Annotated in this window: 9 protein-coding genes; 1 reads left to right on the plus strand and 8 read right to left on the minus strand. The window is 55.1% G+C overall.

The window, feature by feature from the left end; translation table 11 throughout:
* Positions 1-62: 62 nt before the first annotated feature.
* The 5 genes from LG198_RS07715 to epsA form a co-directional block, all read right to left on the minus strand.
* On the minus strand, positions 63-9,929 hold the full coding sequence (locus LG198_RS07715) for a filamentous haemagglutinin family protein (RefSeq protein ID WP_230342594.1): 9,867 nt from the start codon (positions 9,927-9,929) through the stop codon (positions 63-65).
* Positions 9,930-9,950: 21 nt separating this feature from the next.
* Positions 9,951-11,534, minus strand: coding sequence for a ShlB/FhaC/HecB family hemolysin secretion/activation protein (locus LG198_RS07720; protein WP_230342595.1), 1,584 nt, complete (start codon positions 11,532-11,534; stop codon positions 9,951-9,953).
* A gap of 267 nt (positions 11,535-11,801) precedes the next feature.
* Positions 11,802-13,229 (minus strand): hypothetical protein, encoded by a 1,428-nt coding sequence (locus LG198_RS07725; RefSeq protein ID WP_230342596.1) that lies wholly within the window; start codon positions 13,227-13,229, stop codon positions 11,802-11,804.
* Between the two features lie 80 nt (positions 13,230-13,309).
* Entirely contained in the window at positions 13,310-14,098 is a 789-nt protein-coding gene (locus tag LG198_RS07730) for a PEPxxWA-CTERM sorting domain-containing protein (RefSeq protein WP_230342597.1), read from the minus strand.
* Positions 14,099-14,353: 255 nt separating this feature from the next.
* Positions 14,354-15,244: an XrtB/PEP-CTERM-associated transcriptional regulator EpsA gene (epsA, locus tag LG198_RS07735; RefSeq protein WP_230342598.1), complete on the minus strand. Its 891-nt coding sequence runs from the start codon at positions 15,242-15,244 to the stop codon at positions 14,354-14,356.
* 171 nt (positions 15,245-15,415) lie between these two features.
* Between epsA and LG198_RS07740 the strand changes: the two genes are divergently transcribed.
* Positions 15,416-16,003: a lytic transglycosylase domain-containing protein gene (locus LG198_RS07740; protein ID WP_328485116.1), complete on the plus strand. Its 588-nt coding sequence runs from the start codon at positions 15,416-15,418 to the stop codon at positions 16,001-16,003.
* A 298-nt stretch (positions 16,004-16,301) separates the two neighbouring features.
* Here the strand turns inward: LG198_RS07740 and LG198_RS07745 are convergent, their stop codons facing one another.
* Genes LG198_RS07745 through LG198_RS07755 form a run of 3 tightly spaced genes read right to left on the minus strand, consistent with a single transcriptional unit; the run spans position 16,302 to position 17,708 of the window.
* Complete coding sequence (locus tag LG198_RS07745) at positions 16,302-16,865, minus strand: type II secretion system protein (protein WP_230342599.1); 564 nt, start codon at positions 16,863-16,865, stop codon at positions 16,302-16,304.
* Positions 16,852-17,238 (minus strand): type II secretion system protein, encoded by a 387-nt coding sequence (locus tag LG198_RS07750; RefSeq protein WP_230342600.1) that lies wholly within the window; start codon positions 17,236-17,238, stop codon positions 16,852-16,854. Before LG198_RS07750 ends, LG198_RS07745 begins: the two co-directional genes overlap by 14 nt.
* Complete coding sequence (locus LG198_RS07755) at positions 17,232-17,708, minus strand: type II secretion system protein (RefSeq protein WP_230342601.1); 477 nt, start codon at positions 17,706-17,708, stop codon at positions 17,232-17,234. Before LG198_RS07755 ends, LG198_RS07750 begins: the two co-directional genes overlap by 7 nt.

Below are 17,708 nucleotides of genomic sequence, written 5' to 3' on the forward strand. Positions count from 1 at the left end.
TGAGTCATGGAAATGAAAAAAGGACTAGTTGCTACTAGTCCTTTTTACGGCACCGGTAAAACCTATCTGACGATATCGCCCAGCCCCAATACCTCGACCGAGACAAATGACGGCAGCATGCTTCTCGGATTGAAATCCTGGTTCACAGGCATCCTGGCAAAATCGGTTGCCGTGCTGGTCGCCGACGAAGCCGCAGTCGATGCTCCCACGACAGAAGTCGCCAATGAAACCGTGCTTGCCATACTCATCCCAACCGACTGGCCGCTAACGCTGATATTGTTTGCTCCAATTATCTGGGGGGCAACAGCCAGGAAATCGCCCGCGACAATGCCAGCCTCACTGGCATTAAGCACACCACGCGGCGCCATGAGCGATACCGTTCCCAGGCGTGGAGCCTGAGCAGGTCCATCCGGCCCGTCAGGGTCATAGGTTTGTGCCTGGATTCCACTGCCTGCGGCAGCCCCTTTGACTGTACGGGTAGTATTGCCGTAGACATCCGTGCTGATTTCCACATCCGGGATGGACAGTGCAGTCTTGGAACCCCTACCGGCATCAATATCCCCATGGTTGACCCACACCGTGATATCACTGCCGTACTGAGTAATCACACGCGACTGGTTGACCTGAAAGCCGGTCTCGGCAAAGGCGCGAATATCTCCGCCACCTTCGGTGACCACCCCGATATTGCCGGACGCCGTACCACCCGGCACGCCAACATTAATCAAGCCTCCAGGCGCTAGCAAGTCGATACTGCCATCGCGCACTGTGCGTATCCGGCTCTGAAACAGGCTCATGTCACCCTGATAGTCGCCCGGGAACAAGGTGGCAATCGCCGCATCACCGCGCTCATGGCTTTGAGTGCTGGCATAAGCCCTGCCCGACGCCAGCAGTTCGGACGAAAAATGACGATAGGCAAATACGGCTTGCTGGTCTGTCTCCAATGCAAGGTAAGCGGTCAATGCATCTGCCCCCGACAACTCCAGATTGCCTGTCAGCTCGCGCATATATTTGGCAAGTGCCTCCGCCGTGGCAGCCCGGTATTCAGCCATGCCATTTTCATTAGCCTGCAACACTGAGGGACCGCTGCCATCGGGCTTGATATAGAGATCAATATAATCCGCCAATCTGGCGCCCTCGCCGACCCCAGCCAGCACTGTCAAGGAAGCGCCTTGTGCAGGCAACGCCGCATTTACCGTATTTGCCAGGCTGTTGATCCCATTGCTGAGGCCCAAATCAAGATTGCGCCCTGCCTCCACCAGCAAGTTTCCAGGTCCGCTGATATTGATACCGCCGGATTGGCTATCGTAGTAAAGGTCACGCCCTGCGCGCACCACGCTCAAATCACCATCATTCAAGTTCTGCAGGCTGGCATTAAGGTTGCGAATATCTTGCCCCGCCACAACCACAGAAGCTTTGGGCAATGTCAATGTAACAACCTGTGCCGATGTCGTCCACGATGTCAGCGAACCGTCCTGTGCCACAATTGCTATCGGTGTCGTGCTGTTGCGATGCAGGGGAACAGCCGCATGATTATTGACAATGATGCTGTCCAGGTTGCTGCCGCCACCGGTGGGATTAATTATCGGTGATCTGGCTCCAGGCACCAGACTAGGTTCGGCATCCGAAACCACGATCTGATCTGCCCTGATATTTCCCGCCGCAAGCAGGCTCAGATTGCCCTCGGAATTTGGCATCAACTTCATAATACCTACATTGATATCACCACCAAATGCTGTCGCATTGACCGTACCAGGATAGTAAGCGAGACTGGCTATCGAATTGGTTGTGGAAGCCATGCCCGTAAACTTGTTGGTAATAGTAGATATGCTAGCCCCCGTCAGCCCAAAGGTCACACTCCCTCCTAAGGAAGCAACATCCACTGCCGCACTGTCGGAATAGGTGTTGAAAAATGCACTGCGGCCCGTCTGGTTCAATACACTCTGTGCATTGGTTGTACTTTGTGCAAACAGCGTCGGGTTGAATACCGACTCAATATAAACATTGCCCAGTGCTGCCACATTGGCCGTCGCATCCTGCAAGGCCAGGGTAGTGCCCAATGTGATCGCATTCCCTTGAGCATTGAAGGTACGGCCGATCTCACCGCCAGCCTGTAGATCCAGTTCCCCCTTGGCAACGAAATACATGCCATTGAGGATATCACCGTCAGCCACGACACTCAGATTGCCCCCTCCGTCAACAGCAACCGATCCGTCCGGTGCGTAACGCGCGGTAGTGGGCACAGATGCCGAGAAATTGGTGATGTTGCCGCCAGAACTGATCTTTACATCGCCCCCGCCAAATGCTGCCACCCCCTGCTGGAACAAGTCGGTACGCAGCCACCACGTCGGATGTTTGTTTGCCGTACCGCCTGCCTGGCGGAATAGCCAGTTATTCACAGACTGCTGAGTACCACTTGCATTCACCAATGCACCGGTAATGTTACCTTGTGACTCAATATACAAGTCACCACCATTGGTCAGATATTGCGCGCCGTTCGTACCGAAACCATCTGTGCTGATCGGTGCGACGAAACCATCCAGGCTGGCTGCAGCATTTCCTGCGGTGTAAATCACCGATGCAGTATTCGAAAGGGTCAGGTTGCCGCCGGTCGCTATATTGATGTCGCCGGTACCGGTACGCACCAACTTGCTATTGGCAAGCACCATATTGCCGCTGCTTTCACTCCTGATGGTGGACAAGGTATTGGCCGCCGAGAAATCCGCACCGGATACCAGGTTCAAGCTCCAGGAATCACCCGCGGCCAGCACGCCTGCAGCCAGTGCAGTGGCAAAGCCATCGCTGATACTGCCATTCAACTGCATATTGCCACTGCTGCGAATGGTCAGCACGCCATCACGCCCCTGGGAAAGAGTGCTCAAATTCCAGTCGCTGGCCAGGGTCGCATCGCCATCAATACGCAGTTCGGTATGCGGTGCCACAATCGCACTGACACCATCGCTGCTTGCCTTGTAGGCTGCCGCCGCATTGCCGGCATCCGCATAAAAGGCGGTGGTATCCGCTGCGATATTGTTCAGGGTAGTGGCGTTAAGCGTAGTAGCAACATCCGTCACCTTGACCGACTCGAGCAATATCTTGTCGGCACCCGCTACAGCAGCGGTTGCATCCGTATCCACCTTCAGGCCTGCCACGCCTTCGCGCGCGGCACGCATGTTGACCTGCCCGCGCTCGCTACCGCTCACGTCAATCAAGGCAGCGTTTGCAAGGTGGGTACTGCCGTCAGCCTCGAATACCTCAGCCCTGATGGTACCGTTCTCGGAAGAAAGCAGTACGTCGCCCCCCTTGCCGTCACTGGCGGCAGCACGCGCCTGCAGGCTGCCGCCTGCAACGATAGTAAGATCATTCTTTGAATAAAGGCGGATGCTGCCGCCATCCTGCCCGCTGGCGTCAATGGTGCCTGCCACCGTGATTGCTCCGGTATCGGCACTCAGAACGAAGCTTTCCGCATTGACGACATCAGCCGCGGCGATATTGACATCGCCCGTCCTGACCCTTAATTCCCGACCAGCATTGAACCCACCCGCATTCAAAACAGCATTCAGGGCAGATAAATCACTCAGGCGCCCACTGTCCAGGCTGAAGCTGCCCGCCGTCTTTCCGTCACCGGCCTCGCCTTTCAGACTTCCCTGAGCCACACTGACATTGCCATGGACCGCGCTCATGCGAATGCTGCCCGCATTGCCGCCAGCACTGCCACTGACGTCGATCTCCGAGCCGCTGGCAAGGTTGATGTCGCCCTGATCGGATTGCAGGCTCACCACGCCACCGGGCGTGTAGGCGTTAAAACGGTCGAACTCCACCATACGGGAAGCGACATCCACCCTGGCATCGCTTTGCAGAACCAAATCACCCTGCGTTGCACGAGCGGTAAACTGGCCAGACGGCAAAACAAAACTGCCCTCCAATTGCAACTCCTGCGCCTCCAGATGGAGCTGGCCTCCTAAACCGCCATCCCCCAACTGCGCCTGGCCGCCATTTCCCTGCGTGGTCAGGCTGCCGTCCGCAACCAGGGTAAAATCTGCACCAGCAGCCGTAACAATACGCTGGCTGCTAATTGTGGCCTGATCGGCATGCAACGCGATACTGCCGCTATTACTGAATTTCAGATCCTGCGCACTGTTAAGTTCAAGCGCCTGATAACCACTGATCGCAAAACTGCCTGCATTGGCAGGAGTGTTGCTCGCTGCCTGATTCACTCCTTCAACAGTGATCGTTCCGGCATCAATGACGAGTTGATTGGCAAGCCCGGTGCCACCAGGTTCGTAGGTAGCGCCGCTGGAGTTCTTGATGACAAGGTTGCCAGCCGACAGGCGCGCCGCCTCTCCAGCTGCGCCTTCATGGCCCACAATGCCTGCAGCATTGATTGTCATGTCCAAGTCGCTGTTGCCGAACTCCACCGCGCCATAGATATTGAGATTGCGATGGCTGTTCAACGTCACCCGTTCAAGATTGCCCAGGCCGGCAACAAGGCTGTCATCAATGCGCATGCCTTCAATGCTGGAATCAGCGTCGCCCAGGATGATGCTATTGGCTCCCAGCGTCACGCTGCCTCCATCGCTAACGGTAACTTGGCCATCCAGCCTGGATTCCCTGGTGGCGTCCAGCACCAGCGACCTGCCAGCCTGGATTGAGCTGTTATCCTGTATATCCAATATGCCGCTCACAGGATTGTTCGAAGCGCCCGTCCGGTCGAAGACAATGTCATTGCTGCCAGAAACCGCCACCAGAGCGCCATCTCCATTGACACGCAGATTACTGGTGGAATATCCCGAGTTTTGTACAGTTGAAATGACCGCACCGGACTCTACCTTGATCTGGCCTGAGGCTGTCGCGATCAACTCATTCAATGACAAACCGCTGTCCTCACCATTGGCAAACCTGACTTCACTGGAATAAGTGGCAATCTGCGTGACTTCATCGCCCTGGCTGCGGATACCGCCAAGCAAAATGCTGTCCGCACCCATTTCATTGAGCGCACCCGCCGTGATCTGCAGCGTGCCGTCATCCGCCCCGACTTCGGAAACCACGCTGATCTTATCGGAAACTATATCCACCATGGCTCCACGGCCGCCCTCGCCTTTTTCTGTCTTCAACGTAGCATTGAGCTTGAGATTTTCGGTCGCAGACAGGATGAGCTGCCCTGCATCTGCCGCCAGCCTGGGCACGTCAAGACCAGCACTGAGGGCCTTGTCGCTGAAATATTCGCTGCCATAGCTCAACATGTATTCCGACGGCGCGCGCGAAACGGCTCCCGTTTCCGGCCGGAATACTTTTCCGTCAGTCACCCGGAAAGTTTGCCACAGCCCTTCCCGGCTGCTGCGGTTGACATTGGTGATGAAACCCGAGGTCAGGCTGCTGCCATCGAGCAATACCGTGCTGATGCCCTGCTTGACCTGCTGGCTGGGATTCATCTGCAGCATATAGGCTCCCTCCAGCAGGGCATAACGTGCGGGCAACAGAGTGTAATACCCTGCGGCCAAACCAGGCATACCGGAAATGTAGACTGCCTGACCTATTTTTGGCGCAGTTCCGGTAGTGTAATCATAGTCGAAAGGGGCATAATCGCTGCCGATGGCGGGATGGATTGCATAGATGCCCGATTGAGCCAGGATATCCGTGGACCCGCCTATCCCCTGGATCCACTCAAAGGCAAAAGTGTCTCCGCCGCCAGAAATATCAATCACGGCACCGGATTCAAGATTGACCTCCTTGGAGGTATAACTGATGCGTTTTTCTTCCGGCGTGTCACCATAACTATTCGGCAGATTCCAGTCCGTGCCGCCCTGCATGGTGGTGCCGTAAGGAATGCTGAGCCCCGCTGCCGATGTGGAAGTCAAACTGCCGTCAGCCAGTGTCAGCCTGCTTGCAGCATCCAGGGAAATCTGCCCGAGGGGCGCCAGCAGCACCCCTTGCTGGTCAATGGTATCCGCCTTCAGGCTCAGTGTAGAGCCAGCGCTATACACCGGCTTGTACTGTTCACCGCTGGACTTGATTGTGATATTGCTGTCAGGGCCGATCGCCTCAACGCTGAAGCTGGTATTGCTTACCGGGTAGATCTGGCGCGCTGTCATCAGCAAATCGCCAGGCGTGCGCAAGGAACCGGTATTGTCATAGACTAGGCTGCGCATGCGGATGTCCAGGCGGCTGTTGAGCTCGGTGCGCTGCACGCCGGCAATGTTAGGGGAACCGTTCAGGTCAATCCAGTCCGCATTGACCCTGAACGTGGCATCGCCTGCTGTCACCGTGTTGTTGATTTGAGGTGCCGCCAGGGCCACATGGGAGGCATTGACTTCGGCCACGCCATTGCCGGTTACTTCAAACGCGGACGAAGTCAGCGCCAGAGTCTCCGGAGCCTGTAGCTTGACCCCGCTCTCGAGTACAATGCGGTCGCGTTGGGAGGCATTGGGTTCACGGTTGCTGGTAGTGCTTTCGAGGCTAACATGATCGAACTGCCCTGCATCGATCTGCGCCGTGGAAATCTGCGCCTTGCCTTCAAATGCAGCCAGGCTGTCGCGGGGATCAAGCGCATTGCCTAACACCTGTTTCTCTGCAGTCACCGTCAACACCCGTCCAACCGTAGGCGGATTGGAGCCCTGGGAAGTTGTGACAATATTCCCCTTGAGCGCGATATTGAGGCTGCCGGCTTCACCGCTGCCGTTGGCGCGGCCCAGCAGATCGCCATCCAGGATCATGCCTTCACGCGCCGTGATATTGATTTCCCCGGCGGCCCCGTCAATGATCTTCCGTTCAGCATTGCCGCCAATTTCAACATCCACGGCTCCCGACCTGCCTGAAACATCCAGCACGCTGCCGGCCTCGGTCACGACAAACCCCTTCTCGGCATTCAGGCTGATAGTGCCGCCATCAAATACCCTGGCATTGAGCAGGTTCTCCTGTATGACATCAGGAATCAAGTAATGGCCAACAGCGCTGATCAAGGCTTTATCGCCGATCCAGATGCTTTGCCGGTTGTCATACGATATCTCCTCCAGCGAACCGCTCAGCGACAAATTAATCTCGCCGCCTGGGGAAATCAGATTTCCCAACACCGTCAGCTGCCGGCCAGCCTCAAGGTTGATAGCCCCTATATTGCCATTCACATCCGGCGCATCAGTGCGTATGGTAGTGTTTTCCAGCACGGTCAGACTGCCGAAGGTCTGCGCGTTGTGAAATGCGGAAAAGTCCAGGGACACCGGTGCACGCAAACCCTCTGACTGCAATAGCGGCGCCGCCACCTGGGACATGCTGGCTCCGCTTGCAGCGCGGCTATAGCCTGCGCTCATCAGCAGGGTTTGCATTTTCGGATGGATCAGCGTAGATCTCCCGCTGGCATCCCCAACAGTGAACTGGCTCTCAGTTCCCGTAGTCTTGATGGCATAACGGGAGAAACCTCCTTGCTCGAAGAAGGATGCCTGCAACCAGAAATCACCGCCTGAGGCAGGCTCGCCGCCTATCTGCACATTCTGGGCCGTGGTGAGGCCTAGCTCCCCGCCCCTGCTGAAGCCATAGGCAGTCATCTTGCCATTGAGTGTCAGGTTAGCCGCCTCAAGGGTAATATTGCCCCCTTCCCCCGTATGCAACTGCCCCTGGCTGTCGATCCAGGCGCCAGCACTGGCATCGAGCAGCGAGCCTTGGCCCAGTACGATATTCTGGGTAGCTGCCACTTGAATACTTCCGCCGTTCAACGCCACAGGTATGCTGTTTGCCCCTGGAACAACCGGAACATCGTTATTCCAGTTGCCGGCAGTGCTTAACACGACATTGTCAGCCACTGTCACGGATTGTCCGGAAAGCTGCGTTTGCAGCGCAATATCGCCGCCCGCACTGGTAATGCTGGCATTGACATTGACACCGCCCCCCTTGAGGCTGACCGAGCCGTTCGGATCGGTTTCGACTGCCGTGTTGACATCAATGCGCCCTAGGCTGTCGATACTGAGATGGTTGAATCCAGTCCCCAGGAAAGCTGTGCTAAGTACGGTAGAGACGCTTTCATTGTCTGACTGCCGGTCGAACCCCTCGGCGATGGTCAATTGCTGTTTGGCAACCTGAACCTGGCCATTGCCGGTAGTCAGGTTGAACGAACCGCCATCCGGCAGGTTATTGCGCTGCGTGAGATCATAACGCGTATTGGCCAGCATGCTGCCCGCAAGCAGGGGATTGTTGTCACTACTGGTGATATTGACAGTTCCCGCGTCGCGCCCTTCGCGATAGGCCTGCTGCCATATGCCTTTGTCATTGCCCTTGAGGTATACCGTCTGTGTCCAGCCCCATTTCGGGTCGGTGTATTTATAAACATCCGCAAGCCCGCTATAGGGAATTTCCTTGCTTGCCTGTGAAATTGCCGTCACTTGCCCCTGGTAAACCAAGATGCTTTCCTTGATATAGCCGGCATCGTAATCTATGACGCCGCCAGAGACATCAATCACAGAACCTGCCTTGGTCACAACATCACCCTGCGAAGTGATATTGACCGTGCCGCCCGCGCTCATCTTTTCCGCAATTGTCTGCGTTTGCAAGGCAAGCAAAGGTTCTATATCGATCAGGTCGGTTCCCTTGCGTGCGTCAATATAGACGATCCCGCCAAATAAGTCGCCACCGCGCAGGATGGGCACATCTTTCAACTGGTCGGAATATAACTGAACCTGCAATTGATTCCTGGACATAGGTGCGCGAGCATCCACTCCGGATACATCAATATACGCATTGTCACCCAAGAAAACACGAACCGGGTCTGTCGCTCCCTGGCCACTCTCCAGGCCTGCCTTGGCAGAGATATTCACCTCTCCGCCCTTGGCGCGCACGAGGCCGTCAATTGCAATGTTCCGACCTTCGATATTGATGCGGGAAGGGGTGAGCGCCTGGCCCGCCAGAGTCTCCTCTGTATTATTGGTTTCCACCCGGACTTCCGTCACGCTTTTCTCGCCGATCGTGACCGTGCCATAGCGCTGAGGAGTGTAATTGTAGCTACCGTCACCGGCATTGGTTGCATTGACTGTGTCCCTGGCCAGCAAATGAATCGACCCATTGGCACGCACCGAAGTACTGGCGGATATTTTTCCCTGCTGGTTCACAGCAAGGCCTATCAAGGTCACATTGCCGCGGTCGGCAACGATCTCGCCCAGATTGACGGCATTGCCGCCGGAATTCACTTCCACCAGTAACCCTGCAGGATCCGTGCTGGATTTCAGGTACACCTGCTCGCCGGCAGCCAATATGGTTTGGCCATCCGGCGTCTTGATGATGCCGCTGTTCTCAACGTCCTTGGCAAGCAGGGTAATGCGGCCGCCGCTGGCAGCCGTGAGCGCCGCCCCTTGCTCCACCTTGATAAACCCGCCGGTATTACGGAATACCGGCGCATTACTGAGACTGGACAACAACCCACTGGTAAACAAGGCGTCCGTCATGTCTGCCGAGGTCAAGGCCATGAGCGAGCCGACATTGACCTGTGCGCCATTGGCAAAAATAATGCCATTGGTATTGACGAAATAATTGGTCCCAGCCGCATTGATAGTGCCGGCAATCACGCTGGGGTTCTGGTCATGGATGCGGTGCAGCATCGACCAGGTGGACTGCTGGTTGATATTCAGCGTATGGTCGCGGGCTAGGTTGAACTGGCTCCAGTTGGCAATCGCCTGAGGCGCGCTTTGCTGAATCGTGGTAATAGCGGGAGTAGCCGCGGAAATATAAGCATTGGTCCACGCGCCGCCGCCTGGCACCAGACCAGAAACCGGGAGAGGCAAGACATCCGCATACGCCGGGCCGACCACCATCGCTGCAATTATCGCACTCAACAAACGGCGGCGCGCACGCCTGCCTTGACCACGACTGCCATGCGCGTATGCCATTTCATGCGCAGGGACATAAAGGCCCAATCGTTTGTTGAACACCAGACGGAACAGTCCCTGATTCATGTCACCCTCCCAAACCCCACTCTACCAATCGTATGCGAGCCTGAAATGCAACAGGGAATCGCCTTTATCAACGACACCCGCAGCTCTCAAGGCACGTGCAAAGTCCAGCACAGCGGTCACGCCATGCCAATTTTTCAATTGCAAGCCAATGCCAAACGAGGCCAGCTTGAATTCGCTGGTCTGTTCTGGCAAAGGCTTGAAAATACGCGCCTGTCCCGCGCTGTAAAATACCGAAGCCACTAGCTCGCCATCCATATCCAAGTACTTGGCAAGCGAGGGCGTACGCAATTCGGCAGTACCGAATAGGCCTTTGTCTCCCAGCACTGTCGCCTCGTAATACCCGCGTACGCTGTCTGCGCCTCCAATGACAAACTGCTCATTCGCAATAATGGGCGTGCTAGCCGCCTGGCCCGATACCCGGCCAAACAACGCCCAATCCTTGGGCAGCTTGTAAGTATGCTTAAGGTCTCCGCGCAAATAGGCGAAGCTCCCTTCGGCATGAGAGCGTTTCTCGAAAAACTCCTCCTCGTCCGATCCCAGGTTGCGCACGGCAAAGGTTAGGCCAAGATTAAGCTGCGTGGTGCTCTTGTCCGCATGCAAAGTGCCGTCATAACCTGCAAAGAACGGCATATAGCTGATCGGAGTGTTAAAGCCTGTGCCGATCAGGCGCGTGGACTCCTCAAAATCCTTGTAGTCCACACCCAGGGTCAAATTGTGGAAATATCCCGAAAGCGCGGGCGCAGGCAGGGGATGGATATACCTGAGACCGAAAATATTACCGTTACCCACCACATTGACATCGCCTACCGCAGCCACATCGCTGCGCGACACCACGCCATAGAGCGCCCAGTAATCCCCCCCTGGCGTCGGTATCACATAAGTAGCAGACAATACCCGCGTCTCATTGGTATCTTCCGGCGTCACCTGGAAGCTCAGGCTCAGGCTATGGTCAAGCTGCCACAGGTTGTCATACCGGATAGAGCCATTGAGCCGTGTGTGCGTGGTATTGGCGATATAGCGGTTGTTAAGCTCCAGGCTGGCATGCAACGGCAGCTTGTCCTCCACCTTGAGGTCCACTTCCACCTTGCCCGGCGACTTGCCGGGACGCAGCACCGGCGCCACCTGGCGGTCAGGCTGGGCATTCAGGCTCGCAAGCTGGCGCTGCACATTGGGGAAATAAGGCACCTTGCCTTCGGCCAGGTCTGGCGCCCTGCTCTTGATAACACCGAGCGAATAATATTTGGCACCCACCACACGCAGCTTTTCCACCTTGCCTTCCAGCACATCCAGCTTGACCACCTTGTTGGTGACTTCCTGCTCGGGCGTATTGACGAATACCGTCAGGTAGCCTGCGTCGTGGAATGTCTTTTCCAGAGCCGCGCGCGCGCCCTCGACATCATCAATAGTCCTGCCCTCACCTAGGAAAGGGTAGACCGCTTCCTCGATCTTGCCGCTAGCCAATACGGTATTGCCGCTCACACTGAACTCCATGATGTCGAAGCTGGCCTGTTCCTCGGCCCCATCAGCAACAGCTTCTTCCGCAGGAGCACTATCCGCAGCCACGGCAGGCCCAACCATGAAAACCAGGCTTAACCACCCTGCCATGCATAACAAAAATAAACGCACGCTGAATAACTTTCTTGGATTTGCACATATGGAAAATGGCTAATAAAACAAGCAGGCTCTTGCTCTTCCCAACTGCTTTATTAGCCGCTCTCGGCTTGTATGCCCTGAATCCGCATAAGCTGAGTGCGCCTATCATATGAAGGCCACATGACAACCCCATGACGGAATCCAGAGTAAAAAGCACTTTCCCGCTGATGCGGGAAAGTGCGATTGCTTTGCCGGGTTTACACCCTTGTTGTTATCGACTTAGAAGAACAATTGCTGTGGTGCGCAGTTATTGCCGAAACGAGTACCCTTGGCAGTCACTTGCAGCTCGCCTGGAACAGCAGCGCTGCTGCAGATAGAACCGCCCAATGGGTTCAGGGTCAGGCCGCGTGGCACATCAGCGCAATTGGCTGGATTGCCCAGAGCAGCAGTGATCTCAGGGATCAACTGAGCACCGAAGGCATCAGCAGTATTGGCTACAAAAGAACGTAGTTCGATTTGGAATGGATAATCACCATTAATCGCGGTTTCGCGAGCGAACTCGACACCATCAGGTGTACCGTTACCGTTGCCATCGAACGTACCAGCTTCAGGGTGAACGTTATCCAGCTTCACATAGCGATAGCCATTTTGCGAACTGCTGTCAGAACGCCAGTTGTTTTCCAGCGACAACACACCAATTGCGAACTGATTGTTCGTACCACGAGTTGTCAAAGTGGTTTTTACATTGCCGGAACCACTGTGCTCGGTAACAATAAAGCTGGAAGTAGAATCAGCTGCACCAGCCACTGGCAGGCCAGCGGAGGTACCTTCTGCACAAGGGTTATGCAAGAAATGAGCATTGGAACTAGCTTGAGTACCGGAAGTATGGACGCGGCGCTCAAGATAGATTGCCCGACCAGCACCGGCACTATCCAAGATCGGGCTCCAATCATTTTGGTATCCAGAATCACGAGCAATAATCGAGGTATATTGAGCGGAAGAGATGTTAGGCGCATTGGCTGGGCTAAATGCAGCATCAGCAGCATTGGCAGCCGCTACAGATGCATAAATGCCTTGAGCAACCTGCAGAGCACGATAGAGCGGTACGCTTACTGCAATACCAAAGGTTTGACCAACATAAGCCTCGGCTTCTGTACCGGCAGAAGATACATCAAAACCGAACAGAGAGGCTTCAACATCGGAGAAGCCACCAGCGGGCTTAACCACTGCGCCATCAGGCGTTGCAGCCGGGTTTACCAACGTGCAGCTCTTGTAATTGACATGACCAGGGAAGCTGCCTGTAGCAACTTGGCAGTTAGCTTGCTCCAGGCGACGCAGGCGTTGCAACTGGGTGCCGTCGATATGAGGCGCGTAAGCATTCCAGGAACCATCGGCTACCGAATGGTAAACCACGGAAACCCTGCCGCCACGGGTACAGGCATAGGCAGCGTAGTTACCCAGGGAGCCAGGACGCACACTGGTGTCGGAACTAGCGTTAGAGAACAGGGAAATGGAATTAGCATCGCAACCAAGCGCAAAACCACTGTAAATATTGAAAGTAGGAGCGGAGGCGCCGGAAATCCAGGTTTCCTGCAATGTACCGGCAGTACGAGCAGCGCCGATTTGGGCTGGAGTCACAGGAGCAGCCAATACGGAACCGGCAGCAAACGTGGCCGCAATGGCCAGGATCAGTTGTTTTACTTGCATTTGAATCTCCCAAATTGATATCTATTGAATAAAAACTACGGAAGGCAGCCCGCCCTTGTGGGGCAAGGCTGACATTGCAATTAAGCAGACTTACGGCGGCGTGCAGCAGCACCTACCAAACCAAGACCAGCAAGCAACAAAGCATAAGTTTCTGGCTCAGGAACAGCAGCCACGGTGTATGTCAAAAGACCATCGGCACCCAAACGGAAAGTTGCATCATAGATAGATGGTGTTACATAACCGGTAGAACCTAAACCTGTTACATACTGAACAACACCCTGCTCAGTATCCAATGCACTTGTCGCCAGTGGGCCGATATTGGAGAACTTGTTACCATTCAGGAACACAGAAGCATATGCACTACCGTTTGTAGCAACACTCGCACCATTCTCAACATCAGCATGGTTGCCCAATGCCTTATTGGCTTCTACATATTTATCAAACGCGGTAGCTGCACCAGAAATTTGAACAGTACGCACGATTTCAGGAACCGCTGCACCTTCACGCGTAGTAGTAATGAAACCCTTGGTACCTACTTCTGTATTGAGGCCCAGATTGTCACCAGCAGATATATTCCAAACCACACTGTTTGCGTCTGCCAAAGAAAAGAACTCATTCCATGCTGCAGCATAATCACCAGAACCTAAGTTCCAATTGAAACTAACTGAAGAATCAGAACCACCAGCAGAGAAACTGGAATAAGTAAAACCCAGATCAAATGTGGCAGAAGCACTACTATTGCGATCCAACAAAGTCAGCACCAAGCTACTGTTACCAGCAGCACCGGAATCCAAAGCAGCGCTAGCCACACCAGAAATGCTCATTGCTGCGACAGCGACAGCAACCAAAGCCTTCATCTTGATATTCATTGTCATTACTCCCGAAAATTGACATAAAAAACTGAAACGAAAAATCTTTGAGCCGCTGCATTCGCCACGCCGCACACTACCGAACGTACCCAACTGCGCCTTCTCAAAATTCGCGACTTGGAGCATCTTAAAAACAGAATGTGAAGTGGATATGGTGGTGATCTAGTTCTTTAGGACTAGGCAGCGCCTGAGCGAAAATCCGGGATAACGAGCGCTCTAGAAATGGTGCGCATCAGACCACAGCGCAAGAGAAAATCAGGACTGGTGGCGGATCAATCCCAACCGGGTAGCCTTGGCTGCGGCATGGCTGCGGTTTTGCACATCCAGCTTGCGCAGGATGTTCTGCATGTGGTTTTTGACAGTAAGCGGGCTGATCTCGAGAATGGTGGCAATTTCCCAGTTGCTTTTGCCGGTATGCACCCATTGCAGGATTTCTTTTTCACGTGCCGTAATCATGCCGGCCGTTGCAGTATCACCCAGCACCTCGCCAATATTGGCCACGCCATCGCTCACACGCATCAAAACCGAGTTGAGGTAGGGCACCAGCAATTCCAGCATATAGGCATGGTTGGCATTCAATTCGCCGGAAACACGGGAAAAACAGAAGAAGGATGAAATGCTGCCATCGGCTGAAGACAATCCATATGCGGCGATATTGCGCAACTCGCTTTCATGCAGGTTGCCGTTATCGATTTTCGGCACGGTAAAACTGCCAAAATTGCCAGGCTTAAGATACGGATCCACCAGCACAGGCTGGGATGACTCTTGCCAAGCCTGTATCGCCTGCATCACTACGCCTGCTTCATCCTGCATGGCAATAGTGACATGCGCATCCGTGACATAACGCGTGCTGCTGAGCATTTCCAGCGTGAATTTTCGCCCCACACCAATGGAAAGACCGCAAAGTAACACTTCGTGCGGCAGCAGGAATTGAAAATGGCCTTGCAACCAAGAAAAAAACTGCGCTTTTTTCTTGATCCGCAAGGATGCGTCCACCACTTCCAGAAAGGCGCTCGCCTGGTCTGGCGTGAGATCCTTGTTATAGTTGTCCATAACCCCGATTGAATGTTGTTGCAGCAAAACACCGTCCTCCCTGCGTGCACTTTGCTGTACCCAGGTTGCATTCAGATGAAGACGATGTGGCATTCTTATTTCAACTAAAGGAAGGTGCCTGCCAATACACACTGCCCGCTTAATGTCTTTTTACTTATAGCAAGCACACATGACAAAAAATCGGATCAACCTAGTCACAAAGAACTAGTCCGTCATTTTGCTGGCTTCATTTGTGTGTCATACACATGGCGCACGCTTACGGGCATGAGCAAGCTCACCCTGACTTTCATTCTTGCCTTCTGGACGTGGCTATCGCTGATGCCGGAATCGCGGGCAGATATCTGCATGCATGAGAATGCGGACGAGGAGCTACACCTCTCGAATACAACAGACCCGCAGGGTTGCGCCTGGCGCATCACTGAAGCTGCCGCCCAATCAGCGAATGTGACATCCCGCTCGTTGCCTTATCAGGAAATCATTGCCTCAGCCGCACAGGCCAATTCCCTAGAACCGGCTTTATTGCATGCCGTGATCAAGGCGGAGTCCGGCTATCGGCCGCTAGCAGTTTCATCGCGCGGCGCCAAGGGCCTGATGCAACTGATGCCTGCCACTGCCCGCCAGTTGGGCGTCATCAACATTGATGACCCGGCACAGAACATACAGGCAGGAGCACGCTACCTGAGCCTGTTGCAGCAGCAATTCAACGGCGACATCAGCCTGGCGCTGGCTGCCTATAATGCCGGCCCCGGCGCAGTGGCGCGCCATGGCAACACCATCCCGCCCTATGCCGAAACCCAGGCGTATGTGCCTAAGGTATTGCAGGCATATCGGCAACTTAAAACCTCTTTCTGAATTTCGCTGGTATTGGATACTAAGAGCCTGTTCAAAGTCTTTTCATAGGGCACGTTGCCCCGGCAGTGCAGTCGAAGCAAGGCGCAAACCGCAGACGGGCTGATTGCCCGGCGAGGATTTGCAACGCAGCAGCGGCTGCGCTGCCGGGGCAACCCAAAGGGCATGGCCCCAAAACGCGCCCATTCCGCGTTGCAGTTCCTTGGCAAGGCAATGAGCATTACCTGCGGACTGCGCCTTGACCGGACGCGTTTTGAAGCCATGCGTGTCCTATGAAAAGACTTTGAACAGGCTCTAAGGCTTAATCCGCTGGTATGAATGTTTCGGCAGATGCTTTATCCACAGAAGATACCGCAGCACTATCCAGCGGGGTGCGAGGATTGGTACTGAGCGTAATGCCATCAGACTTCTGCCCGGCAACAAACTGCCAATCCTCATAGCTCTCCGCTCCAGCAAACCCCTGATAAACCTCATCGAATCCATCCTGTTTGAACGGCCTGCCGTGCGAGCGGCTGAAAACACCCACAATCCTCCCTTTGTCCTGGAGCAACCCCCATTCCCTGCTGGCGGTCATCGGGTCGATATAGATCCTGCGCAGGTGATGCTGGGGTTTCGGGCCGCGCTTGTCGAGCAGCAGCGCTTCCAGCGTGGGCGGATATTCCTTGATCGGGCTGGAAGTCTGCTGATAATAGCGGCTAATCGCTTTGCTGATCTGTTCCCCGGCGAACAACAATTCCCGTTCCTTTTCGCGCTGCGAGGCGGTATGCCAGGCTTCGCCAAGCGCGGCCAGGCCGATGCCGCTGATCGCAATCATCATGAGCAGGCCGATATAGGTAAAGCCCTGCTGCGCGCTACCATTCCGCATAGAGCGAACCATCCGCAGCCTGGCCTTCCGCGCCGCTATACAGGTCATACATTTCACCCGGCATATCTTCCTCCGGCGCCACAACCTGCCAGGTTTCATTGCTTTCCGTGATCGGATCCACCGGCACGGCACGGATATATTTGCGCTCGGCAAGCTCTTCCAGCGAATCCGGATAACGCGCGTTATCGGCATGGAACTTGTCGATGGCATCGCGTACGACATGCAGGGTCTGCTTCAGCGCTGCTTCCTTGGCCCGCTCCACGCCGCTGAAATAACGCGGCGCCGCAATCGTGAGCAACAGCATGAGAATCGCCATCACCACCAAGAGCTCGACCAAGGTAAACCCATGCATGCGCCAGTGTCGCATCACCATTCCCTGTAGGCAATGCCATTGAGGCCGGTTCCGGTGCTCAATGAATACACGTCAAACACATCCGCGCCCGCTTGTGGCGCATCCGGGGGGCTGGCATAGCTGCGTTTGCCCCAGGTGTCCTGCGCTGGCACACCTTTCTCTGGAAACATCGGGTCGCGCGGCAGGCGGCGCAAAAAGCGGATCAGGCGCTTTTTCTCGCTGCTGGCGTCCGGCATGCCATTGGCCAGCACCTCAAGATTGGGCGGATAGCCGGAAGATTCGGCGCTCACAACCACCTTGCCATCTTCCACGGCTTTTTTATACATATCGATCGCGCTGCGGATATCGCGCAGTGCCTGGCGCAGTTCCGCCTCCTGCTGGCGCTTGACGCTCCATTGGCCAAGCGGAATCAACGCACTGGCGAGTATGCTGACGATGGTCAGCGTTACCACCAGTTCGATCAGCGAAAAACCCGTGTGCCGCCCCGCCAT

This window comes from Methylobacillus arboreus (genome assembly GCF_020532725.1).
Classification (GTDB): Bacteria; Pseudomonadota; Gammaproteobacteria; order Burkholderiales; family Methylophilaceae; genus Methylobacillus; species Methylobacillus arboreus.

Bases quoted from the DNA above. Each gene is read 5' to 3' on its own strand.
- LG198_RS07715 (WP_230342594.1), bottom strand. From the start codon at position 9,929: ATGAATCAGGGACTGTTCCGTCTGGTGTTCAACAAACGATTGGGCCTT.
- LG198_RS07720 (WP_230342595.1), bottom strand. From the start codon at position 11,534: ATGGCAGGGTGGTTAAGCCTGGTTTTCATGGTTGGGCCTGCCGTGGCT.
- LG198_RS07725 (WP_230342596.1), bottom strand. From the start codon at position 13,229: ATGCAAGTAAAACAACTGATCCTGGCCATTGCGGCCACGTTTGCTGCC.
- LG198_RS07730 (WP_230342597.1), bottom strand. From the start codon at position 14,098: ATGAATATCAAGATGAAGGCTTTGGTTGCTGTCGCTGTCGCAGCAATG.
- epsA (WP_230342598.1), bottom strand. From the start codon at position 15,244: ATGCCACATCGTCTTCATCTGAATGCAACCTGGGTACAGCAAAGTGCA.
- LG198_RS07740 (WP_328485116.1), top strand. From the start codon at position 15,416: ATGAGCAAGCTCACCCTGACTTTCATTCTTGCCTTCTGGACGTGGCTA.
- LG198_RS07745 (WP_230342599.1), bottom strand. From the start codon at position 16,865: ATGCGGAATGGTAGCGCGCAGCAGGGCTTTACCTATATCGGCCTGCTC.
- LG198_RS07750 (WP_230342600.1), bottom strand. From the start codon at position 17,238: ATGGTGATGCGACACTGGCGCATGCATGGGTTTACCTTGGTCGAGCTC.
- LG198_RS07755 (WP_230342601.1), bottom strand. From the start codon at position 17,708: ATGGCGGGGCGGCACACGGGTTTTTCGCTGATCGAACTGGTGGTAACG.